Here is a 22,336-nt window from a genome sequence, read left to right on the forward strand (position 1 = left end):
GCCGCATTAGCAGCATTGCATATTGCGTGCCGGTCGAAACTTCCGCGAAAGCGGAATAGGCCGAGGCCAAAGTGCGGATTCGGCCCCCGGGATTTCGGCGTGCCTAAAGCGCGTCGCGTTTGAACGGATTCCGGCGACGCGCTTTAAGTTCCCAAAACCGAGATCGCTTTTGGGCGACATGCATTAGAAACAGTTTCTCTTTCCTGCCGCATTGACCGCCAGCCGGCGAGCAGCGACGACTGGCGCTGCAACCGATGGATGGCGCCCTTGAAAGAACAGACGATTTTCCTCAACGCCAGGCTGGCCGACGGCTCGCTGGTCGACCTCACAGTGACCGACGGGCGCTTCAGCGCAATCGTGCCGGCCCAGAAGACGGCCGATCTCGCCGGCATCGGCCTTGGCATTGTCGACCTTGCCATTGTCGATCTTGGGGGGCAGCTTGTCGTGCCCGCCTTCGTCGAGGGCCATATCCATCTCGACACGTCCTTTTATGGCGATGCCTGGCGTCCGCACATCCCTTGTAACAATGGTTTCGACGTGCGCGAGCGTGTCGCCTTCCAGGCCAGGAATCTGGCCGCCGCCGCCCCGATGGCGGAGCGGGCGAAGAACCAGCTCGAGCTCTGCATCGGCCATGGCAGTCTCGCCATGCGCAGCCATGTGATGGTCGACGGCTCGGTCGGCCTGACACATCTGGAAACGATCCTGACAGTGCGCGAACACTATCGCGACCTCATCGACATCCAGCTCGTCGCCTTCCCTCAGAGCGGCATCCTCGCCTCGCCGGGCACGCCGGAGCTTCTCGACGAGGCGCTGAAGCTCGGCTGCGACCTGATCGGCGGGCTCGACCCCGCCAGCTTCGATCGCGACGTCAGCGGCCATCTCGACGTCGTGTTCGGCCTGGCGCAAAAACACGGCGCCGGCGTCGACATCCATCTGCATGATGGCGGCACGCTCGGCCTGTTCCAGGTCGAGGAGATCGCCGCGCGGACAAGGGCGCTGGGCATGCAGGGCAACGTCGCCGTCAGCCATGCCTATGGGCTGGGCGATATTCCAGCCGACGCTTTGCTGAAGGCCGGCGAGATGCTTGCTGCCTCCGATGTCGCGATCATGACCAATGCGCCGGGCAACCACGCTTTCCCGCCGGTGGCGGCGCTCAGGCAGGCCGGCGTCACCGTGTTCGGCGGCTCCGACAACATCCGCGATTCCTGGTGGCCCTATGGCGATGGCGACATGCTGAGCCGCGCCAACATGATCGGCTACCGCTCCGGCTTCTACGAGGACCACGAACTGGCCGCCGCCTTCGAAATGGTGACCCATGCCGGGGCGAAAGCGCTTGGGCTGGCGAGCTACGGCCTTGCGGTCGGCGCCAGCGCCGACTTCGTCACCCTGCCGGCGCAGCATGTGCCCGAGGCGGTGGTGGCGGTGCCCAAGGACCGCACGGTCTATCGCCGGGGCAAGGCGGTGGCCAGGGACGGCAAGATGGTGGTGCGCTGACGCGCGCCGCACCGCTGGCGCGTGAGGGCAAAACGGCAAGGGAGAAAAATGGCCCGGCGGCCAGGTGCAAAGGGAGGCACGCCGGGCCCGGCCGACTTCTGGCGGTCGCCGGCCGACTTCCTATATTCGCTTCCTCTAATATTATTGCAAGCGCCGTCAAACCGCTTCGGTGGATAAAAGGTTGTCGAGCGTGGTGCAGACTCGATCAGTTTGCCGCTCTGCCATCCGCCGCCTGGATCGATCGGGCGGGTGGGGAGGACAGCGCGCGTTGATCCGACGGCTGCTCGCCGAAGTAGAGCGAGCTGCCCAGAACGATGAACACGGCGCCCACAGCCATCAATCCAACCATGAGCACGGCGATCGCCGTGCCCGGGCCGTGGCCTGTTTTGATGATGGTGGATCGATGGGGCATCGCGCTGTTCTCCGAATTGGGCGCCGGCTGTTGTCATGCCGGAGCCTTGGCGACAAACGACAAGCGAGGCCCGATGTTCCCTTGTCAGGGCTTCAATCGGTCACATCGGGCTTTTGCTTTTTCCTGTAGGACCAAGGTCTTAGCTGCCAGAGACAAAGGTCCGAGGGGCCTTGTTCGGTTCCGGCAATGTCCATTGGACGTTCCGATATTTTAGTCAAAACTGATATAATGCCCGGGCAAAAACCTTAGCTGGCCAATCGCCTTCGCCAACAATCCGGGCATAGAAAATGTGGTTTTGGCAAGTTTCGAAGTCACGCCGTCACATCTCGGCGCGGTGCGGGCCGCGATGCGAACAGGGTCCTGCCGATAGCCAGGAATTCGAACTTGCAGGACTCGCGCCGGCCGAGCGGTGGCGAGATATCATGGTTCCGCACCGGCATCGTGAAGCCGAATTCACCGCCTTGGCATCCACCACGGTCGAGCCAGTATTTATCCATGTCCGCATGTTTGCCGAGCCGTTTTTTCGGCGTGCGGAAATTGATGGTGTGCCTGACGTCGGAGACGCCGAGAAAATGTCCGGCGCCGCCGCCGATCGCGATGCCTTCGACAACGAGCAGCGTGGCATCCTTCGGCCGCAGGCCGCACAGGTCGCGCGTGGCGTCGATGACGGCGCGCCGGGACTCCCGGCTGCCCTGGATCCCGCCGATGGCGACCGTGTAGCGGCTGTCACCCAGCCGGTAGAGGATGAAGCTCAGCGTGACCAGATCGAGCCGGTCGCTCTGCCGCGTCAGCTTGATCGAGAAGGCGCCTTCGTGGCTGCTGCCGGAATGGACGGAGAGAAGCATGCTCAAGCCATAGGCATCGCGCCGCCCGCTTACCATGCCGATGTCCATCGGCCGCCCGCGCCATGCCGCCTCTAGCAGCCCTCGCGGCAGGCCTGCTGCCGCCAGATTGAAATGGTCGGCCAGAAGATCGAAGCCGCGATGACCTGACAGACCAAGGGCAAAGAACTTGTAGGGCTTCTTGCGCAGCAGATCGTCATTGGGGCAGCCGAGCCTATGCCGCCGCCGGAAGCCGGACAGGAAGCGGAACCATTTGAAGAAGCTCACCGGCTTCAACGCGAACCGGGTCAGGAAAACCCGCGCTTGTCCGACACCCAGGCGCCTGCAGAGGCCCAGGATCTGGCTGACAACGCCGACGGTGTCGTGCAGCCAGGCACGCCTGCTCGTTTCGATGGTCAAGATGCATCCCACACGGCTGGATCGTTCGCCGGTGGGGGTAGCTCCGGGGTATTACGTCGGCATTACGGAGATGCGTGAAGGCGCTTTATGGCGCAGGACATCGCAGTGGCTGAGTGTCGCCTATCTCCTTCCCTCCCACGTCCTGGTGCCTCGGCTCACGGCGTTTGTTCCGTGCCCGCCGGGCAAGGACTGGTTCTGGATTTGCCGACGGCTTGGAGGTCAGAGCGGTTCATCGTTTCACGGAAGCGCTGAACCGCTCTATCTCGTTGTTTTGACGCAATTCCCAAGGGAAAGCGCTATGCGCTTTTCCGGGAAAACCGCTTCGCACTTTTCCTGGAATTGCTCTAGCCCAGCCACCACCACAGCGCCGCAACCACGGCCACTATCGCCGCGATCGCCAGCCCCAGCATGATGTAGGAGCCCTTGATGATGTCGCGGATGATCTTCTTGATCGTCTCGCGGTCGTTGAGGTTGGGGAAGGGCTCGTTGGGCAGGGCCACGCCGAGGAACTCGCAAAGTGGAGCCCAGCCTTCGGTCACCTTGTAGACCAGCAGCTTTTGCGGCGGCACCGCTGCCTTCACCTCTTCGATATAGGCGTTGTAGCGCGCCACCGCCCTGGTGCGGTCGTCCATCACGCCTTCCAGGGTGCGGCCCCACACCAGCTTGCTCGACATGTCCCCGAATTTCCGGCCGAACGGCGTCAGCCATTCGAGGATCTTGAACTGCCAGACGTTCTTGGTGAAGTAGATCGTGTCGATCGTGCTCTCATACCAGGCTTCGGCGCCGCGCGGATGGAGCGTCAGCAACACCTTGGCGTCGGGGTAGGCGGCCATCAGTTCCTTCCACACGCAACAGCCGGGATTGTCGACGGTGGCCGTATAGTTGGCGAACACACGGTTCCAGTCGTGCTGGCTGCCCGCCGGGCTGTTGGCCACCTTGCGCCAGAAATCGAGATGGCCCTTGTTGGCCTTGTTCATGATCACTTCCTGCATGTGGTAGGACGGCAGGCCGAGCCTGTTCAGCGCGGCAAAGGTCGACCACGTGCCAGTGCGGCCGAAACCGGCCCCGATCAGTTTGAGCGTCATTTCCCCATCCCCCGGACTTGTTTTCTCCGTTACCCCAGTCCGTGAGCATCAAATTGCTCCCGACCAGGCCGGCGCGCAACAAATTTCGTAAGCGCGTACCGGGCGGCGATCACATACTTGCGAAGTTGCTAAAATAATGGAAAATTGTCCGCGGGTAACGGGAATTTGGCAGGGAGTCGTTGGAACCGGGGCGGTTCAACGATTGTGGAACGATGTATTTTGGACAGTTTCTTGTGGGGATGTCAGCCACGGCCGTCATTGTCGCGGTCTGGACCTATATGGCCACCGGTTCTTTCTGGGAGGCATTTGCCTGGACGATCGTGACACTGCTTGTTGTGCAGGTCGGCTACTTCGTGCTCGTCGTGAGGCTGATCTTCGGGCGCGCGCACCATGCCGCGACCAGCCAGGATCCAGGCGACGCTGTCTCGCCGCTGCATCGCGACGGTGTCTGGTTTTGAGGCCGGGCACTCGGGTTGGCTGAAACCCGGGATCGATCAGGAATGGCGCTTTGGAGATTTTCGCCACAACGTCATCGCGGCGACATGGTTGCATCCGCGACAGGCTTGGAGGCTGCGTCGGCGCAGAGGCCGCCAAAGGTCGGAACCAGTTCCGACGCTTCGCGTTTTCCTGGCGTGACCGGTGAAGGCTGCCACCTCCGCCGGCGCCGTTCAAGGCTCGCTCTGCTCCCGGCAGAGCGAGCCTTTTTCGTGGCGCCGGAAAAGCGGCGGGAACGACATTGCGCTCTCTACGTTAGCCAATCCTAAGATGTTGCAGCAAAAATCGACCGCCGCCCTCAATTGAGATTGCGGGTGAAGCCGATGTGCCGCGTTTTGCGATCATTGTCTCGCACCGAGGTGGCTTTCCATTCGGGGCATAGCCCCGTCGGATCCAGGCTATAGATCCAAAAATCACCCGGATTCACAATTTATCTGTACCTCGTCGGAAAATTAGGAAATATCTTTGGCTTGTCGCCGAAGTGAGACAATAATATGCGTCGGCGTTCAGCCAATTCTATTTATTCGTGTATTCGTAAAATCGAGATGGAACCTCAAGGCAATCATGGAGTTTTCATGCAGGGCGGATTTTCAGAGCCCTTAAGGAGATTGTCATGAAACTTTATCTTATGAGTGCGGCGGCCGTGGTTGTCTTGATGAGCGGCATTGGTGCGGCGCTGGCGGAAGATGTCATCGTCGTCCAGCCGGAACAGAACACTATCGTTCGCGAGTACATCAAGAAGGAGCCACTGGCGTCGGTGAACCTTCTGGGCGTCGAGCTCAAGCTCGGCTCGCCAGTGCCGGATACGGTCCAACTGCGCGAAGTGCCCAACGTCAAGTACCGCGTCGCCGTCATCAACGACCAGACTGTCCTGGTCGATCCCGAGACCCATCAGATCGTCGAAGTCCTGAACTGATCGATATTTGACGCGGGGGTGCCCGCGCCACGCCAGGCTTGCCTTGGGAAAAGCCCGCCCCGACACCGCGTCGGTGGCGGGCTTTAGTTTTGAGGCCGACTTTGCCGTGGCCTATCCAGCGGCCAGCCCGTCCTTGCGTCTTCGTCTGGAAATCGCTGGCGTCGCGGCATGCATCGGGCTGGCAAAGTCGTCCACCAGGGTGCAGGGTTGCAGCCGTGCGAACGTTCGCGAGCCGGCATATGTCGATGTGCAGCCGGCCTTTCGGCCGAGACCTGAAAGCCCTTCGATGACCACCCCGCCCATCGAAACTGCTAGCGATGACGCACCCCGCATCCTGCTTCTGCTTGGCAGCGCGCCCGACGCGGTGCGTTGCGAGCCCTGGCCGAAGCAGGCGTTCAGCCGGATCGTCGCCATCAACAATGCCTGGCGGGTGCGGCCCGACTGGGATTTCCTCGTCCATGCCGGCGATTTCCCGTCGGACCGGCTGCCGCACGACGCGACCTTGCGCCAGGCCCAGATATTCAGCGCCACGCAGTATGTTCCGGCGCAGAACGCCTTCGGTGGCTTCGTCTATGCCGGCGCCACGATGGCGCTGACCGCCGCATATTGGACCATTCACAGCCAGAAGCCCGATGTGCTGGCATTCCTGGGCTGCGACATGATCTACGACCGGCCGGACAAGACGCATTTCTATGGCATCGGCCATCCCGATCCGCTGCGCGACGACGTCACCCTGCGCAACCTCGAGGCCAAGTCCGCGCGCCTGCTTATCCAGGCGTTGAAGCATGGCTGCCTGTGCATCAATCTGTCCGACCTGCCGCGCAGCCGGCTGATGTTTCCCAGGCTTGCCTTCGACGAGCTTGGCGGTCTTTCGCTTACGCGGATTGCCGCCATGAAGGCGGACATTCTTGGCAGCATCCGGCTCGACAAGGCCGAAAAGGCCGAGGAGATCGAGAGGGACCTCGGCTATTTCTACGAGGACGGCATGTACTGGAACCATCTCGACGAGATCGACGAGACATTTCTTGCCGACATCGACGGGCTGTGGATGTCGGCCGTCGACACGAGGCGGGCGGGTTGAAGCTGCCAACCTCCCTCACAGGAGAGGGAGGTTGCGCGCTACAGCGGTTCGCCGTTTCACGGAAACAGCGAACCGCTGCAGCTCATTGTTTTGACGCAATTCCGGACGGAAAACCGTTTCACACTTTTCCTGGAATTGCTCTAGCCGTTCAGTTCACTCGGCCGCAAGCTTGTCCTGCGTGTTCGTGTCGAAGTCGCTGGCGTCGTGGCGCTCGTGCAGTTGCAGGGCAGGCTCGCCGAAGGCGCGGTTGACCATGCGGCCGCGCTTGACCGCCGGGCGGGCGTCGATCGCTTTCGCCCAACGCTGCACATGCTTGTATTCTTGCACCGACAGGAACTCGCCGGAATCATTGTACATGCGGCCGAGTGCCAGGCCGCCATACCAGGGCCACACCGCCATGTCGGCGATGGAGTAGTCCTTGCCGCCGAGATATTCACTCTCGGCCAGCCGACGGTCGAGCACGTCCATCTGGCGCTTCACCTCCATCGAGAAGCGGTCGATGGCATATTCGAACTTTTCCGGCGCATAGGCGTAGAAATGGCCGAAGCCGCCGCCCAGATATGGCGCCGAGCCCATCTGCCAGAACAGCCAGGACAGCACTTCGGCGCGCGCCGGCTGTTCGGTAGGCAGGAATTCGCCGAATTTTTCGGCGAGATAGACCAGGATCGAGCCGGATTCGAAGATGCGCACCGGCGTGGCGCCGCTGCGGTCCATCAGAGCGGGGATCTTGGAGTTGGGGTTGACCTCGACGAAGCCGCTGCCGAACTGGTCGCCATCGTTGATCCTGATCAGCCAGGCATCGTATTCGGCGCCCTTGTGGCCGCGTGCCAGAAGCTCTTCCAGCATGACCGTCACCTTGACGCCATTCGGCGTCGCCAGCGAATAGAGCTGCAGCGGGTGCTTGCCGATGGGCAGTTCTTTGTCATGCGTGGGGCCGGCGATCGGCCGGTTGATGCTGGCAAAAGTGCCGCCACTCGGCTTGTTCCAGGTCCATACTTTCGGCGGGGTGTATTCGGTCATCTCGGGGCCTCGTGTTCGGGGGAAGGATGGGCGGGAACGGGTGGGCTTATCCTCCTACAATTAGGGCGGCAAACGCGGAAGTTCAACTTGCGTTGAACTATTGTCGATGTCGGTGAAGTTCCTGCCTTCTCCCACGACAGGAGAAGGAAGAACTCCACCCCTTGCACCATCGCCTCCGAGGCATACCTATAAGAGGAGCCGCCAGAGCATTGCATCGCAGGACAAAAGCATGACCATCAACCCCAATTCGCGCTCGGTCGTTGCCGTGCGGGCCACCGTCCCCGAAGATGCCTTTACGGCCGGGGCACTCGGCACGCTCAGGGAAGGCAGTGGCGTCGTCATTCGCAATGATGGACTGGTGCTGACCATCGGCTATCTCATCACCGAGGCGGAAGAAGTCTGGCTGACCAGCCATGACGGCCGCGTCATCCCCGCGCACGCGCTGGCCTATGACCAGGAATCGGGTTTTGGGCTGGTGCAGTCACTGGCGCCGCTCGGCCTGCCGGCGGTGGCGCTGGGCGATGCCGGCAAGGCCAGGATCGGCGACGCCGTCGTGCTGGCCGATGGTATCGGACAGTCGGTACAGGCCAGGATCGTCACCAAGCAGGAATTCGCGGGTTATTGGGAGTATCTGCTCGACGAGGCGATCTTCATTGCGCCGGCGCACCCGTCCTGGGGCGGCGCCGGACTGTTTGGCGCCGACGGCTCGCTGCTCGGCATCGGTTCGCTGCGCCTGCAGATGAGCCGCAACGGCGAAGTCGCCGATATCAACATGGTGGTGCCGATCGACCTGTTGCCGCCCATTCTCGACGATCTCCTGACACGTGGCCAGGTGGCCAAGCCGCCGCGCCCGTGGCTCGGCGCCCTGTCGGCCGAAAGCGACGGCAAGGTGGTGGTGATGAGCGTGACCGAAGGCGGCCCGGCAGCCAAGGCCGGCCTGCGCCAGGGCGACATCATCTCCGACATCCGCGACGGCGCGGTCGACGGGCTGGCAGATTTCTATCGCAAGCTGTGGGAGAGCGGTTCGGCCGGTGCAGAGATCCCGATGCGCGTGTTGCGCGACGGCCGCGAAACCTGGCTGCGCGTCAAGTCCGCCGATCGCGGCAGTTTCCTGAAGAAGCCGCAGCTGCAGTAGCGCTTCATCGGGCTCAGCGCACCAGCGGACTTTCCCAGACGACAAACAGCAAAGCTTTCAGCTGGGCAAAGCGCTCCGGTCCAAGCTCGATGCGCCACTCCTCCTCTATGTCGCGCAGGATATCGACCATTTTCCAGAAGGCGGCATGGCCGCGTTCTGTGGACCGCACCACGCGTGCACTGCCCTCGCCGGGAATGTCGGAGCGGACGAGATAGCCGTACCCTTCGAGACTGCTGAGCAGTTGGTTGATGGCCTGCTTGCTCATGCCGGCACGCTCGGCGATGGTGCCGGGCCGCGCGCCGTCCGGTCCGGGAAACTGCAGCACCGCCATATGCGGCAGGCGCAATTCGTCGAAACCGGCGGCGTTGAGCTCCTTGATCAGCCGCCGCTGGATCGCTTGTGCCGGCACGCGCAGCAGGGCGCCGATCAACAGGTTCTCGGTCTTGGTCTGCAGAACTTCCGCTGAGGTGGCCATTGACGATCCGGTAAATTGAGTTTACTGATAGCTAGTAAATGTAATTTACTGGAGGGGTTCGCGCAATGTCAGTCATGAATCTTCAGGTCAATCCAGCCAATGAAATCATCGGCACCACGGGTCTGTCAGTTCGCTTCCTGGTGACGGGCGACAATTCGAACGGCAGCGTTGCCGCCTTCGAGCTGATGGTGCCCGGCGCGCAGCGGCTACCGGCGCCGGCGCACAGCCACGACCACTATGAAGAGACGATCTATGGCATTGACGGCGTGCTGACCTGGACCGTCAACGGCAAGCCGATCGAGGTCGGACCCGGGGAGGCACTGTGCATTCCACGCGGCGCGGTCCACCGCTTCGACAACAATGGCAGCATGGATGCGAAGGCGCTGTGCGTCATTTCGCCGGCGGCGATCGGCCCGGACTATTTCCGCGAGGCTTTCGGCTTGCTCAACGCCGCCGCCGGCGGTCCGCCGGACAAGGCGAGGATGATGGACATCATGCGCCGCCACGGGCTGACGCCGGCAGCGCCGCCACCAAGCTGAAGTCGGTCGAAGAGGCGCCGGTCAGTCGCCGCAAGCGGTGAAGGTGGTGCCCGGGTTCCAGTCCTTGAAGGCGATGGTCTGGCCTTCGACCGAGACGGTGTTGTGCTTCGTGCTGCCGTCCGGCTGCTTTTCGCTGCTGGTGCCTTTGCCGGTCAGCACATTGTACTCGCAGGCGCTTTCGGCATTCTCCTCCATATAGTCACAATGGTCATAGGCAAAGCCGGCGACGATGAAGGCACCGTTGCGCCAGGCGATGGTCAGGGTCATGTCGGTCCGTTTGCTGCCGACTGGCATCGCCGGCAGGTAGAATTTGATCGAGCCGTTGGGCAGCATCGTCAGTTCCGGCTCGGTGTCGGAGTTCTCGTTGCCCGGGTGGTCGTAGTTGTTCCATTCGCCGAGGATCTGCCCGTGCACGATCTCGACGGGCTTGAGGTAATTGTGCTCCTTGTCCCGGAGGAAGAAGTGAACGTCCATAGGGTGGCCTGGCTCGGTCTCGACCACCATGGCAAGGTCGACGGCGCCATCGCCGTTGAAGTCGCCGGTCACCGCCGTGATGATCTTCGGGGTTTCGATCGGCTCGGCGAGGGCCGGGGTCGGCAGCAACAAGGCGAGGGCGAGGAGCAGAGATTTCATGGTGTATTCCCCCGGAAGCGAGATGGCGTGCCCAAGCACGAGCATGGCAGGTATTCCGAGATTTTCCACAGCGGGGCCGGGAGAAAAATGCTCAGGACAGAAGGGCGCGCGAAGGAACGCTGTACGCGCCCGACAAGTTTGCTGACGGAAACTGACAACGATCTGTGCCACGATGCTGAGCAGTGACGATGGGAACGATGCGGAGGCAAGACAATGAAGGCAGGGGATGTGGTGTCGCGAGCGACAACAGCACCGAACGGGCAGGCCGGCTGATGGCGCCGGTCAAGGTCGATCCCGACAAGGTCCACGAGTTTCCGGATCCTGCCAGCTTCTACGCCTGGCTCGGCAAGCACCACGCCACGGAGACCGAAGTCTGGATCAAGGTGCACAAGGTGGCTTCGGGACTGAAGTCGATCACGCCCAAGGAAGCCATCGACGTGGTGCTGTGCTTCGGGTGGATCGATGCGGTGCGCAAGGGACTGGACGAGAAGAGTTTCCTGCAGCGCTACACGCCGCGCGGCAGGAAGAGCACCTGGAGCCAGATCAACATCGACAATGTCGCGCGGCTGGTCGAGGAGGGCCGCATGACCGAGAATGGGCTGAAGCAGGTCGAGGCGGCCAAGGCCGACGGTCGCTGGGCACGCGCCTATGCCAGTGACATGAAAATCCCCGATGACTTGCAAGCTGCCATCGATGCCGAGCCGCAGGCGAAAGAGATGCTGGCAAAGCTCGGCGCGCAGAACCGCTTCGCGCTCGCCTTCCGCACCCACAACATGAAGACCGAGGCTGGGCGCAAGAAGAAGATCGAGACTTTCGTGGCGATGCTCAAGCGCGGCGAGACGATCCATCCGCAGAGCAAGAAGTAAGCCGCTCAGGCGCCGGAGTGCGGATCGATGCTGTAAGGGTGCACGGGATAGCCGGGACCGATGGCATCGCGCACGCGGCCAGTCCACGCGGCGAAAGCCGGGTAATCCGTCAGCGAGAAGCCGCAATCCTCAGCGCGATGGGCGTAGGCAAAGACGGCGATATCAGCGATCGTGACGTCGTTTCCGACGAGAAATGGGACATCGCCAAGGCTGCGGTTGAGTGCGGCGAGTGTGCGGGCTCCGGCTTCGCGCTTGCCCGCAACCATGCCCTGGTTGCGCTCGAGCCTTCCGGTCAAGGTCCAGAAGCGCAGCGAGCCGATGACTGGCTCGACATTGTATTGTTCGAAGAACAGCCACTGCATGATTTTGGCGCACTGATAGCGGTCCGACGGCAGAAAGGGCGTCCCTTCGGCGAGGTAGGTGAGGATCGCATTGGATTCGGCGATGGCGCTGCCGTCTTCGAGCTGAAGCACGGGAACCGCACCGGCCGGATTGAGAGCAAGGAAGACATTGGTGCGGCTCTCGCCCTCGAAAATCGAGACAAGGCGACTGTCATAGGCGATGTCGAGCAGCCCGAGGAGGACGCGGACCTTCCAGCCATTTTGCGATGGCAAATAGTCGTGGAGCGTGAGCATGGACGTCCCTCTGCTGTGGCAAGTCAGCCATCGCATGTCATACCGGCAACCGACACCCGATTCCTGCGTCGGTGCGAAGACCGAAGCCGGCCGCAAGTCTTGAATCTTCGAACTGCTGTAAGTGTTTGTTTTCACGCAACTCCGGATGCAATTCCGCAATGCACGTCCTGGAACTGCATGGCCAAGAAAAAAGCCGCCCTCGCTTTCGCGAGTGGCGGCCTTTTCCCGGGAGGATATCAGGAGTCAAACGGTTGACGGCTGTTGTTCACTGGTTCAGGTCGACGGGCGTCACTCCAAGAAGCTTCAGGGCGTTGGCGTAGGTCCTGATGCCTTGTGCCTGCTTGCGCTCGGCACAAAACCGGTTCGCCTTGTCCTGGAGCGCGGTTGCCTCGGCGATCTGACTTGCATTGGCCCCGGGTTCGGCTTTCGTTTGAATGGCCCCGTCGAGCTGAAGACCGAGCCGGCTGCAATATTCGCTTCGGGTAACCGCCGCTTGCGCACCCGGCTGCGCGACCGCAAGCATGGCGAGCGAAATGCCTGTCAGGGCAGCCATCCATCCGGTCGAACGTCGTTGCATGTTTGCGGACCATTTCTTTGCGTTGTGCCGCGGCCCGCTTCGGCCGCTGCGAGGATGCTTATGACAGGCGATGTTTTCGCTAGTTTTTCCGGAGTGTTGAATCTTGTTTCTGGAGTGTGTCTGGGGGGCGTCTTCCTTCACCCTCCCCCTTGTGGGGAGGGTCGCTCCGCGCAGCGGAGCGGGGTGGGGGTCTTTTGCAGCGCCGCGCCCCCACCCCGTCCCACCGACCTTGCTTCGCAACGCCGGTGCGCCGACCCTCCCCACAAGGGGGAGGGTGAAGCGCTGCGGCGCTTGCGCCTCTTCCTTTGCGGCCGTCCTTCGCGTATGGCGCCGGGCAAATCCTTTCATCGCAGGCGTAGCCCCGGACTCCCCATGATCAGACTTGAAAGCATCAGCAAGCAAAACGGCCGTCAGCTTGTCTTCATCGAAGCGTCGGCGTCCCTGCAGAAGGGCGAGAAGGTTGGTCTTGTCGGGCCGAACGGCGCCGGCAAGACGACGCTGTTTCGCATGATCACCGGCCAGGAGCAGCCCGACGAGGGTCAGGTGCAGGTCGATCGCGGCGTCACCATCGGCTATTTCAGCCAGGATGTCGGCGACATGGAGGGCCACAGCGCTGTCGCCGAAGTGATGAACGGCGCCGGGCCGGTCAGCGACGTGGCGGCCGAGATGGCTGCGCTCGAGGCGGCCATGGCCGATCCCGACCAGGCCGACCAGATGGACGAGATCATCGAGAAATATGGCGAGGCACAGCACCGTTTCGAGGAGCTCGACGGCTATGCGCTCGATGGCCGTGCCCGTGAGGTGCTCGATGGCCTGGGTTTCAGCCAGGAGATGATGGACGGCGATGTCGGAAAACTCTCCGGCGGTTGGAAGATGCGCGTGGCGCTGGCCCGCATTCTTCTCATGCGCCCGGATGCGATGCTGCTCGACGAGCCGTCGAACCATCTCGACCTGGAAAGCCTGATCTGGCTGGAATCCTTCCTGAAGAATTATGACGGCGCGCTCTTGATGACCTCGCATGACCGCGAGTTCATGAACCGCATCGTCAACAAGGTGGTCGAGATCGATGGCGGTTCGCTGACCGCTTATTCCGGCAACTACGAATTCTACCAGCAGCAGCGGGCGATCGCCGACAAGCAGCAGCAGGCGCAGTTCGAGCGCCAGCAGGCGATGCTGGCCAAGGAGATCGCCTTCATCGAGCGCTTCAAGGCGCGCGCCTCGCATGCCGCCCAGGTGCAGAGCCGGGTGAAGAAGCTGGACAAGATCGACCGCGTCGAGCCGCCCAAGCGCCGCCAGACCGTTTCCTTCGACTTCCAGCCGGCGCCGCGCTGCGGCGAGGACGTGGTGACGCTGAAGAATGTCCACAAGGGTTATGGCAGCCGCTCCATCTATGAGGGGCTCGACTTCCAGGTCCGCCGCCGCGAGCGCTGGTGCATCATGGGTGTCAATGGCGCCGGCAAGTCGACGCTTTTGAAGCTGGTCGCCGGCGCTTCCGACCCAGACACCGGCACGGTGGCGCGGGGGCCTAGCGTGAAGATGGGCTATTTCGCCCAGCACGCCATGGAAGTGCTGGAAGGCGAGCGCACCGTGTTCCAGACGCTGGAGGATGCATTCCCGCAGGCCGGTCAGGCGCCGCTCAGGGCACTTGCCGGCTGCTTCGGCTTTTCCGGCGACGAGATCGAGAAGAAGTGCCGCGTGCTGTCAGGCGGCGAGAAGGCGCGGCTGGTAATGGCGCTGATGCTGTTCGACCCGCCCAATCTGCTGGTGCTGGACGAGCCGACCAACCATCTCGACATCGCCACCAAGGAGATGCTGATCACGGCGCTGTCGCAGTATGAAGGCACCATGCTGTTCGTCTCGCACGACCGGCATTTTCTGGCGGCCCTTTCCAACCGCGTGCTGGAACTGACGCCCGAAGGCATCCACACCTATGGTGGCGGCTATACGGAATATGTCGAGCGCACCGGGCAGGAAGCGCCGGGGTTGAGGAGCTAGGGACACGGTGTCCAAGCATCGCGGCGATCTGCTTGTCGGGAGAAGAGTTCTGTGTACTCTCCCACCGTGGTTAGGAAAGGCTTCGGGATGAGAATTGCCATGTCCGTCGCATTGGCCGCGACAGTTGCCGGATGCGCGACCTCTCCGGTCGATTATGGGGCGTCGCTTTCGCAGCAGGACCAGAAATGGGCGTCGCCGCAATGCCAGCAAGCCAGGGCGGCGGCTTCGGCCTACGACGCTCGCGAGAAGCAGCACCCGGGTTGGGCATTCGTCGCGCTTGGCCCGTACGGGTTGGGGATCCTGGCGGCGGTGAAGGAGCACGAGCAGAAGCAACGAAAGTTGGTTGCCCGCGAGGTGCACTTGCAATGCTCGAGCCTTCCACTGCCGAAGGAGCTACAGGGCGATTTAAGCCCTGCGAGCGCAAATCAGAAATATCCATAGTCACGACTGCCCCCTTCGCGACGAAGCGGAGGCGACCGCGAAGGGCTCTGAGAAAGGCCCGCATCAGCCGATCGGTTGCTCGCCGGTGTTGACCGCCAATTGCGCATCAAAGGCACGCTTGTAGGCGGGCCGCGCTTCGCCGCGGGCGACATAGGCGGAGAGGGTCGGATAGTCGCCCAGAATACCCGACGCTTTCAACCTGAGCAGCACCGACACCATCATCAGGTCGCCGGCGCTGAACGCGCCATCGAGCCAGTCGGCATCGCCAAGGCGATGGGAAAATTGGCCCAGCCGGTTGCGGACGCGATCCTCGACGAGAGGCATGCGTTGCGCGGACCAGGGCTTGTCGCCCTCATGGATCCTGGCGATTGCGAGGTCAAGGATCGGCGGCTCCACCGTGCTGAGCGCGGCGAACATCCATGTGATCGCGCGCGTCCTTGCATTCGCATCGTCCGGCAACAGGCCCGCATGGCGCTCCGCGATATGGAACACGATGGCGCCTGACTCGAACAAGCCGAGATCGCCTTCTTCGTAGGTCGGAATCTGCCCGAAAGGATGAAGCGCCAGATGTGCGGGTTCCTTCATCGCCCTGAACGACACGAGACGAACCTCGTAGGGTTGGCCCACTTCTTCCAGCGCCCAGCGAACCCGCGTATCACGCGCCAGTCCCTTGCCGCCATCGGGCGACTGTTCAAAGGCTGTGATTGTCGGGGTCATTGGAAGGCTCCGGGGTTGTCAGGTGTCCAGTTCTTGCGCTCTTGCCTCCGGAGGACGAACGACCGGCGCGACTCCCGACACCTTACCTTGTTTTTTAGCCATGGAATTTCGCGTGCCGAAGCTGTTCGGGTTCGCCAAACCACAACGACGTGGCCTGTGCAGCTTCCTCGGGGTCAGGGGCGGCGTCAGCGGCCCAGGCGACGAAGCCGTCGGGGCGCACGAGCGCCGCGCTCAAGCCCAGCCGCTCCTTGGCGTCACCTGCGACATAGGCGATCCGCCCGCTCCAATGGCTTGCAAGCGCTTGAAGGGGAGGACTGATGTCGAAGTCCAGAAGCAGGCCTCGCCCCTCCCTGAGGCGTTCGCCGAGCCTCGTCCCGTCGGCCAGCTCGAAGTCGGGCGCGCTGCGGCCCGCCAGCGGGTGGCTGCCGCCAAGATCGTAGCGGAGAGAGACGCCCCAGACGCGCTCGGCGAAGTATGTCGCGCCGTCGCGCGTGTCGATGAGATCGCGGATGATGGCTTCGAGCGCACGCGAACTCCGGCTCGGCCGCATGAGCGCGACCTGGGCGCGCGACCAGTCGAGGACCTGTACTCCCACCGGATGCCGTTCGCTCAAGTAGCTGTCGAGCAGACCGGCCGGCGCGTCGCCACGGATCGTGGAAGCCAGCTTCCAGCCAAGGTTCATTGCGTCGCCAAGCCCGAGGTTGAGCCCCTGACCGCCCAACGGGGAATGGATGTGCGCGGCGTCGCCGGCGAGCAGCACCCGTCCCTTGCGGTAAGCGGTCGCCTGGTAGGCGCGATCCGTCCAGGTGGTGGCAAGCCGGAGCGCCGTCACCGTGACGTTGGTGCCGGAAATATGCCGCAACACCGCCTGCACCTGGTCGAGCGTGACCGGCTGGGTCCGGTGGAACGCGCCGCCGTCGAAATCGACCATCGCGATCACCCCGGGCGGCGAATAAGTATACATGCCGGTCGGCGTGTAGTGGCGGCCGGGGTTGAGCTTGTCGGGATCGGCCATCTCGACCTCGACCGAATAACCGGTGAATTCGGGATCGGTGCCGACGAACTCAAAGCCTCCAGCCTTGCGAACCGTGCTGCGGCCGCCATCGCAACCGACGAGCCAGCGTCCGCGAAAAGTCTCGCCGCCGGCGCGAATGGTCACGTCCTCGTCCGACTGGTCGAGGTCTTCGACGCCGATGCCCCGCCTGATCTCAGCCCCCATCGCGCTCGCGCGCGCGGCCAGGGCGGATTCGAGGGTCTCCATCTCGACCGCCATGCTGGTGCCGGCCGGACCTGGCAGGCGATACGGCCATTTCGAGGCGTCGATGCTGTCGTGGTAGAACTGGATGCCAGCAAAATGGCCACCCGGACGGCGCGGCTGTTGCATCCAATGCGCGGCAGCCGAAGCGCCGCCCGCGTCATCTTTCGTGCGTTGCGGCGCCGCGATGTCGTTCAGCAGGCCGCGACGGTGGAAAGCATCAAGAGTGGGCACTGAGAGGCCGCGCATGCCGAATGGAAGCCGCTTCAACGGGGAGCGCGGGTCCTCGGCCTGCTCCAGCACCAGCACCCGAAGGTTCGCGAGGCGCAGTTCGCAGGCGAGAAACAAGCCGACGGGGCCGGCTCCGGCAATCACGACGTCATAGAGAGGGGAATGTCGCTCGTTCATGGAAGACTCCTTGGTCGATATGTTCGACCGGAGCGTTCCTCAAGCTTGAGCACCACACGGACGAACGATTGAACGCTTGGGAAGCGCCCGATGTTCGTCGTGGGGATCTCGTGCACGAAGCCAAAGACCAGAGCTTTCCCTGGCGAAGGATTTCGCCTGCGAAAGGACTTGGGCTTACCAAACCAAGTCTGCCTTTTCCGACATGGGCTATATAATCTCGCGGCGATTGATCCGCAACGGGCAAGGCGGGGCAACGCCGCCGGGCAGGGGCTATTACCCCGCGGCCAGCCATTTGCGCGACTGGGCGAAGGCCTTGAAGGCCTTGGCCTCCATCGGGCGGCCAAAAAAGTAACCTTGCAGGATATCGCAGCCAAGCTCTTTCAGGATGCGCGCATGCTCCATCGTCTCAACGCCTTCGGCAACCACTTCGATGCCGAGCGATTTGCCGATCTCGATGATCGACGCTACCAGGTGCCGCTGCGCCATCGAGCCTGTGATGGGCGTGATCAGTTGGCGGTCGATCTTGAGGCGGCGCGGCCGCAGCTTGAGCAGCGAGACGATCGAGGCATAGCCGGTGCCGAAATCGTCAATCTCGATGTCGATGCCGAGATCCTTGATGTGCTCGATGTTCCAGGTGACCAGATCATCGTTCTCGTCGAGGAAGATGGACTCCACCAGCTCGAACGATACGGTTCCCGGCTTGATGTCGAGCTTGCGCAGGCCCTCGATCAAGTCCTTGTCCTCCAGGCGCCTGGCCGAGACGTTGACCGACACGCGCGGGATGTTGAGATGGCTGCGCGACCAGCGCTCGAAATTCTCCAGCGCGTGTTTGAGGACGATGCGGTCGATCAGTGCCACGACATTGAGTTCTTCGGCCACCTTCAGGTAGGCGTCGGGGGCCAGGATGCCGCGTCGCGGATGCTTCCAGCGCGACAGCGCCTCGACGCCGACGATCTCGAGCGTCCTGGCGTCGAACTGCGGCTGGTAGTAGGCGGTGAATTCGTGCCGCTCCAGCCCGCTCAGGATCTCATCGGCGGTCTGCTTGGTCCGCACGATCTCGCTCTGCAGCTCTTCGTTGAAGAATTCGTAGCGGTTGCGGCCACGGCCTTTGGCCCGGTAAAGCGCGAGATCGGCGTTGACAAGCTGTTGCCTGGCGTCGACGCCGTTGTTGGCGGCAATGCCGATACTCACTCCGAACCGGCACGGATGGCCGCGATAATCGACAGGCTGGCGCATCGCCTCGATGATGCGGTCGGCGAGCGCCGAGAGCTGGTCGTCGTCACGCCCATAGCTCACCACGACGAACTCGTCACCGCCGATGCGCGCAACGAAATCGGCTGCGCCCGCATTGGCCTTGATGACATTCGAGGCATGCATCAGCATGGCATCGCCGGCGGCGTGGCCGAGCGTGTCGTTGATTTGCTTGAAGCGGTCGAGGTCGAGATGCAGCAGCGCCGTGTGGCGGTCGGGCTCGCTATTCTCGGCCAGCAGTTCGTCGAGATAGCGGCGATTGGGCAGCCCAGTCAGCGAATCGTGCAGCGCCGCATGCTCGATTTGCGCCTTGGCAAGCTTCAGCTCGACGTTTTTCGCTTCCGACAATTGGCGCTCGCGCACAAGGGTCTCGTTGAGCAGCACGTCGCTGGTCACGTCCCATTCGGCGCCGATCAGCTTTGGCGTGCCGCCGATATCCTGGAAGAAGCTGGCGCGCGTGCGCACATGTCGGACAGCGCCGTCGGGGCGCAGGAGCCGGTATTGTGAGGAGTAGAGGTCTTTTTTCGCGGCGGCCGAATCGAAGTCTTGCTTGGCCCGCTCGATGTCTTCGGGATGGATCGCCTGCGCCCAGTCATCATAACCGCGTGGCTTGCCGTCGGCTGGCTTGCCATAGATTTCGTTGACACGGTCGTCCCACACCAGTTCGTTGGTGGCGAGATCATGCTCCCATACACCTATGCCCGAGGCTTCCAGCGCCAGCTCAAGGCGACCCGACAGGCGTCTCAGCTCGGCGTAGTTCTTCTGCCTTTCGCCGAACAGCCGCCCGGCAACGAGGATCGGCAGCACCACCAGTGCGCCGGCCAGCGTCATGAGCGCCCTCAGCAGCCACTCATTCTTCGGAGCGGCTGGCCAGCCGCCCTTGGGTATGGCCGAAATCCGCCAGGAGCCTGAAGGCAGCTGCACGTCGGCGGACACGGGGTTGCCGGCCACGACATTGTCGCCGCCAAAGAAACGTTCGCCGCCGCCGCCCAGCGCATCCGCGCCGGTGAGTGCAACATCGATGTCGAGTTCGGGGTTGGTCAGCCCGCTCGCCGTGTAGAGCCGGCCGACATCGACAACCGCCGAGACGATGCCCCAGAAGCGGTTGCCGCCGCCCGCCGTCGGCACAAAGACCGGAATACGCCCGATGAAGCCGCGCCCGCCTTGCGCCAGATTGACCGGCCCGGCAAACACCAGCACGCGCTTGTCGCGCGCCCGAAGCGCTGCAGTGCGTTGCGCCTCGTTCTTGCGATAGTCGAGCCCGATCGCCTTCTCGTTGCCTTGCATCGGGTACATCAGCGAGATGACGAGGTCGGGCGCGCCGGCGATGTTGCGCAATTGCGATTTCTGCTGGAACAGATTGCGGGCAAGCGAGGCAAATCTCTGCTGGCCCATATAGGGCTCCGTGACGATGGTCGAGACAAGCCCCTGAACAAGCTGGAGATTTCCGCCGATGTTGCCTTCGAGCTTGGCGCGGATGATGTTGACCTTGGCCAGTACATCGGCGCGCGCCAGCTGATCCGAGACCCTGATGTTCTGCTGGTCGGCAAAGACGGCGCAGGCCAAAAGCACGACAAAAGCAATCGCCGCCGGCAAGTTGGCGGAAGAAAAAACGGCCTGTCTCACGCGGCCGAGACTGAGTTCCGTTGTAACCAATTCGACCCGAATACCTCTCCTGAACAAGAGCCCATTGGCCGAATCTAGTAGCAAACGCTTAAATTTGCCCTTCCAGGCTGGCGGGAAGTTTCAGCATCTATCGGTGTTGGGGCACCTCAAGCGTCCGTTGTTAGACCAGGCGACACCTTGTAGATTGGAACGACACCTTGGAGATCGGAAACATGGCGCTCAAGCGGATGGACAACGTTGGAATCGTCGTCGAAGACCTCGGAGGCGCGGTTGATTTCTTTCGCGAGCTCGGCCTCGAGCTCGAAGGGCGGGCCACAATCGAAGGAGAATGGGCCGGACGTGTCACTGGACTGGGCGATCAGCATGTCGAGATTGCCATGATGCGCACGCCGGACGGCCACAGCCGGCTCGAGCTCTCCCGTTTCCTCACGCCGCCTGTCGTCGCGGATCACCGCAACGCCCCAGTCAACGCCCTAGGCTACCTCCGCGTCATGTTCACCGTGGACGACATCGACGACACGCTTGAAAGGCTCCGCAGGCGCGGCGCGCAGCTCGTCGGCGAAGTCGTCCAGTATTTGGACGCGTATCGGCTCTGCTACATCCGTGGGCCTGGAGGGCTTCTCATCGGACTCGCCCAAGAACTCGGCTGAACGCAATATGAAGACAAATGGCAGGATGACCAATGTCAGCGAGCGCCCCGCCTGTTCGAGGTCGGCCGCGTTCTCGCTAGGCTCGATTAGGCCGTCAACCCGGGCGGATTGGTGAAATACCTGCGAGATGTGGGTGCGCGGCTACGCGTCCCCGGCCGGGTTTTCGAGGTCGAATTGATGTCGAAAGCCGCTGGCGGCACTCAATCCGATCTGGCCGGCGGACAGCTGCAAAAGCTGCACGCGCGAGGCGACCTCCAATTTGCGGTAGATGTTGTTCATATGGATCTTCAGCGTCCCTTTCGAGATGCCGATATCTGAGGCGATACGTTCGTACGGTGTCTCCGTGGCGACCAGTCGGGTGATCTCCATCTCTCGCCTGGTCAGCCGCGACGACAGTTTCTGCCATTGGATCCGGCGCGACGCCTCGTTCTGCATGGCCTTGCCGACAATCTCGGCCGGCAGCCAGCGGCCACCCGCGGCGACCTGGTGGAGACATCTGAGCAGCGCTTCGACGGCGGACTCCTTGAACACGATTCCGGCAACGCCAATCGCGACCGCGTCGTAAAGCTGGGCTTGCGAGGCGCCGACCGTCAAAAGCACGCAAAGCGTCGCAAGGCCCTGCCTGCCGATTTCGGCGGCGATGTCGAGACCGCTCAGTCCCGGCATGCTGATGTCGAGCACGGCGACATCCGGCACGTCGCGCCGGATCATGGCCATGGCGGCGGTGCCGTCCTGCGCCGAACCGACCACCCGGAAACCGGGGTCGCGGGCAATCAGGTCGGTCAGGCCGTGCAGCAGCAGCGGATGGTCGTCGGCGACGAAAACCGTGGTGACCATCGTCAGCTCGCCAGCAACCGGCCCTTGGCGCCACGGCTCCATGCCGGAAAATTGCCGGCGATGGGTGGCGGCCTGGGCTCGTGCTCGGTCATGGCGTCTTCTCCCTTTGCGTGTCTCCACGACACGCCAGTGACTGCTTCTTGCCGGAAGCGGGCATCGCAACCCGATCCGCATCCCCCGAAGTGTGAGGCCATGCTGACAGAAGCAGCGCGGCTGCGCAAAACATTAGCAGTTGCTTAGTTAATCCCGAAGCGGTGCCTCTAGCAAGACGCCCGACATCGGACTGAAAGAAGACGCCGCTCCAGCGTGCCGATGCTGGTCTTCATCTTGGAAAATCCACCGATGCCGCCAGAAAAATTTTATATTTCGCCCCGTGAAACTCCGTTCTGGTAAATAATTCAATCAGACTGGTAGGGTTATTCTTTCTGTCGATAAGCACTTTTTCGAAATTAACGCTGCCTTGCTGTCTATAACCGGGGATATATAGACGATCGTATTGCAACCTGCGAAATATGGTTTGGGAATTATTAACGTCTGGGCGATCGTTGGGGA

General features: G+C 62.4%; 22 protein-coding genes. 10 read left to right on the forward strand and 12 right to left on the reverse strand.

The window, feature by feature from the left end:
- Positions 1-258 precede the first annotated feature (258 nt).
- Entirely contained in the window at positions 259-1,494 is a 1,236-nt protein-coding gene (locus tag HB777_05820; GenBank protein ID QND63470.1) for an amidohydrolase family protein, read from the forward strand.
- A 205-nt stretch (positions 1,495-1,699) separates the two neighbouring features.
- On the opposite strand, the gene HB777_05825 is transcribed toward HB777_05820, so the two are convergent.
- From HB777_05825 to HB777_05835, 3 genes are all read right to left on the reverse strand, one after another.
- Complete coding sequence (locus tag HB777_05825) at positions 1,700-1,906, reverse strand: hypothetical protein (protein QND63471.1); 207 nt, start codon at positions 1,904-1,906, stop codon at positions 1,700-1,702.
- A 311-nt stretch (positions 1,907-2,217) separates the two neighbouring features.
- On the reverse strand, positions 2,218-3,147 hold the full coding sequence (locus HB777_05830; protein ID QND63472.1) for a DUF535 domain-containing protein: 930 nt from the start codon (positions 3,145-3,147) through the stop codon (positions 2,218-2,220).
- A 344-nt stretch (positions 3,148-3,491) separates the two neighbouring features.
- Complete coding sequence (locus tag HB777_05835; protein QND63473.1) at positions 3,492-4,232, reverse strand: hypothetical protein; 741 nt, start codon at positions 4,230-4,232, stop codon at positions 3,492-3,494.
- Positions 4,233-4,444: 212 nt separating this feature from the next.
- Between HB777_05835 and HB777_05840 the strand changes: the two genes are divergently transcribed.
- The 3 genes from HB777_05840 (at position 4,445) to HB777_05850 (ending at position 6,724) form a co-directional block, all read left to right on the forward strand.
- Positions 4,445-4,690, forward strand: coding sequence for a hypothetical protein (locus tag HB777_05840; GenBank protein QND63474.1), 246 nt, complete (start codon positions 4,445-4,447; stop codon positions 4,688-4,690).
- Between the two features lie 650 nt (positions 4,691-5,340).
- Positions 5,341-5,643, forward strand: coding sequence for a DUF1236 domain-containing protein (locus tag HB777_05845; protein ID QND63475.1), 303 nt, complete (start codon positions 5,341-5,343; stop codon positions 5,641-5,643).
- Positions 5,644-5,929: 286 nt separating this feature from the next.
- Complete coding sequence (locus HB777_05850; GenBank protein QND63476.1) at positions 5,930-6,724, forward strand: hypothetical protein; 795 nt, start codon at positions 5,930-5,932, stop codon at positions 6,722-6,724.
- 153 nt (positions 6,725-6,877) lie between these two features.
- Here the strand turns inward: HB777_05850 and yghU are convergent, their stop codons facing one another.
- Entirely contained in the window at positions 6,878-7,744 is an 867-nt protein-coding gene (gene yghU, locus HB777_05855) for a glutathione-dependent disulfide-bond oxidoreductase (protein ID QND63477.1), read from the reverse strand.
- A gap of 229 nt (positions 7,745-7,973) precedes the next feature.
- Here yghU and HB777_05860 point away from each other — a divergent pair, with 229 nt between their 5' ends.
- The gene (locus tag HB777_05860) at positions 7,974-8,879 is read left to right on the forward strand and encodes a serine protease (protein ID QND63478.1); all 906 of its coding nucleotides are present in this window, start codon (positions 7,974-7,976) and stop codon (positions 8,877-8,879) included.
- A 13-nt stretch (positions 8,880-8,892) separates the two neighbouring features.
- Here the strand turns inward: HB777_05860 and HB777_05865 are convergent, their stop codons facing one another.
- Positions 8,893-9,354, reverse strand: coding sequence for a winged helix-turn-helix transcriptional regulator (locus HB777_05865; GenBank protein ID QND63479.1), 462 nt, complete (start codon positions 9,352-9,354; stop codon positions 8,893-8,895).
- Positions 9,355-9,419: 65 nt separating this feature from the next.
- Here HB777_05865 and HB777_05870 point away from each other — a divergent pair, with 65 nt between their 5' ends.
- Positions 9,420-9,893: a cupin domain-containing protein gene (locus HB777_05870; protein ID QND63480.1), complete on the forward strand. Its 474-nt coding sequence runs from the start codon at positions 9,420-9,422 to the stop codon at positions 9,891-9,893.
- Between the two features lie 21 nt (positions 9,894-9,914).
- On the opposite strand, the gene HB777_05875 is transcribed toward HB777_05870, so the two are convergent.
- Positions 9,915-10,526: a hypothetical protein gene (locus HB777_05875; GenBank protein QND63481.1), complete on the reverse strand. Its 612-nt coding sequence runs from the start codon at positions 10,524-10,526 to the stop codon at positions 9,915-9,917.
- 272 nt (positions 10,527-10,798) lie between these two features.
- Here HB777_05875 and HB777_05880 point away from each other — a divergent pair, with 272 nt between their 5' ends.
- Positions 10,799-11,392 (forward strand): hypothetical protein, encoded by a 594-nt coding sequence (locus HB777_05880; protein ID QND68674.1) that lies wholly within the window; start codon positions 10,799-10,801, stop codon positions 11,390-11,392.
- A gap of 5 nt (positions 11,393-11,397) precedes the next feature.
- Here HB777_05880 and HB777_05885 read toward each other — a convergent pair whose 3' ends face one another.
- The gene (locus HB777_05885; GenBank protein ID QND63482.1) at positions 11,398-12,027 is read right to left on the reverse strand and encodes a glutathione S-transferase family protein; all 630 of its coding nucleotides are present in this window, start codon (positions 12,025-12,027) and stop codon (positions 11,398-11,400) included.
- A 265-nt stretch (positions 12,028-12,292) separates the two neighbouring features.
- Positions 12,293-12,604, reverse strand: a complete 312-nt coding sequence (locus HB777_05890; protein ID QND68675.1) for a hypothetical protein — start codon at positions 12,602-12,604, stop codon at positions 12,293-12,295.
- Between the two features lie 372 nt (positions 12,605-12,976).
- Between HB777_05890 and HB777_05895 the strand changes: the two genes are divergently transcribed.
- The gene (locus tag HB777_05895; protein ID QND63483.1) at positions 12,977-14,599 is read left to right on the forward strand and encodes an ABC-F family ATP-binding cassette domain-containing protein; all 1,623 of its coding nucleotides are present in this window, start codon (positions 12,977-12,979) and stop codon (positions 14,597-14,599) included.
- An 87-nt stretch (positions 14,600-14,686) separates the two neighbouring features.
- A complete protein-coding gene (locus HB777_05900) occupies positions 14,687-15,040 on the forward strand; it encodes a hypothetical protein (GenBank protein QND63484.1) in 354 nt (117 codons plus the stop codon).
- Between the two features lie 63 nt (positions 15,041-15,103).
- Here HB777_05900 and HB777_05905 read toward each other — a convergent pair whose 3' ends face one another.
- The 3 genes from HB777_05905 to HB777_05915 all read right to left on the reverse strand — a co-directional run bounded on the left by HB777_05905 (position 15,104) and on the right by HB777_05915 (position 20,255).
- Positions 15,104-15,757, reverse strand: coding sequence for a glutathione S-transferase family protein (locus HB777_05905; GenBank protein QND63485.1), 654 nt, complete (start codon positions 15,755-15,757; stop codon positions 15,104-15,106).
- A 94-nt stretch (positions 15,758-15,851) separates the two neighbouring features.
- Positions 15,852-17,420 (reverse strand): FAD-dependent oxidoreductase, encoded by a 1,569-nt coding sequence (locus HB777_05910; protein QND63486.1) that lies wholly within the window; start codon positions 17,418-17,420, stop codon positions 15,852-15,854.
- 273 nt (positions 17,421-17,693) lie between these two features.
- Entirely contained in the window at positions 17,694-20,255 is a 2,562-nt protein-coding gene (locus tag HB777_05915) for an EAL domain-containing protein (protein QND68676.1), read from the reverse strand.
- A 254-nt stretch (positions 20,256-20,509) separates the two neighbouring features.
- Here HB777_05915 and HB777_05920 point away from each other — a divergent pair, with 254 nt between their 5' ends.
- Positions 20,510-20,947, forward strand: a complete 438-nt coding sequence (locus tag HB777_05920) for a VOC family protein (protein QND63487.1) — start codon at positions 20,510-20,512, stop codon at positions 20,945-20,947.
- A gap of 141 nt (positions 20,948-21,088) precedes the next feature.
- On the opposite strand, the gene HB777_05925 is transcribed toward HB777_05920, so the two are convergent.
- Entirely contained in the window at positions 21,089-21,784 is a 696-nt protein-coding gene (locus tag HB777_05925) for a response regulator transcription factor (GenBank protein QND63488.1), read from the reverse strand.
- Between the last annotated feature and the right edge of the window lie 552 nt (positions 21,785-22,336).

Source organism: Mesorhizobium loti (assembly GCA_014189435.1).
GTDB lineage: Bacteria > Pseudomonadota > Alphaproteobacteria > Rhizobiales > Rhizobiaceae > Mesorhizobium > Mesorhizobium loti_G.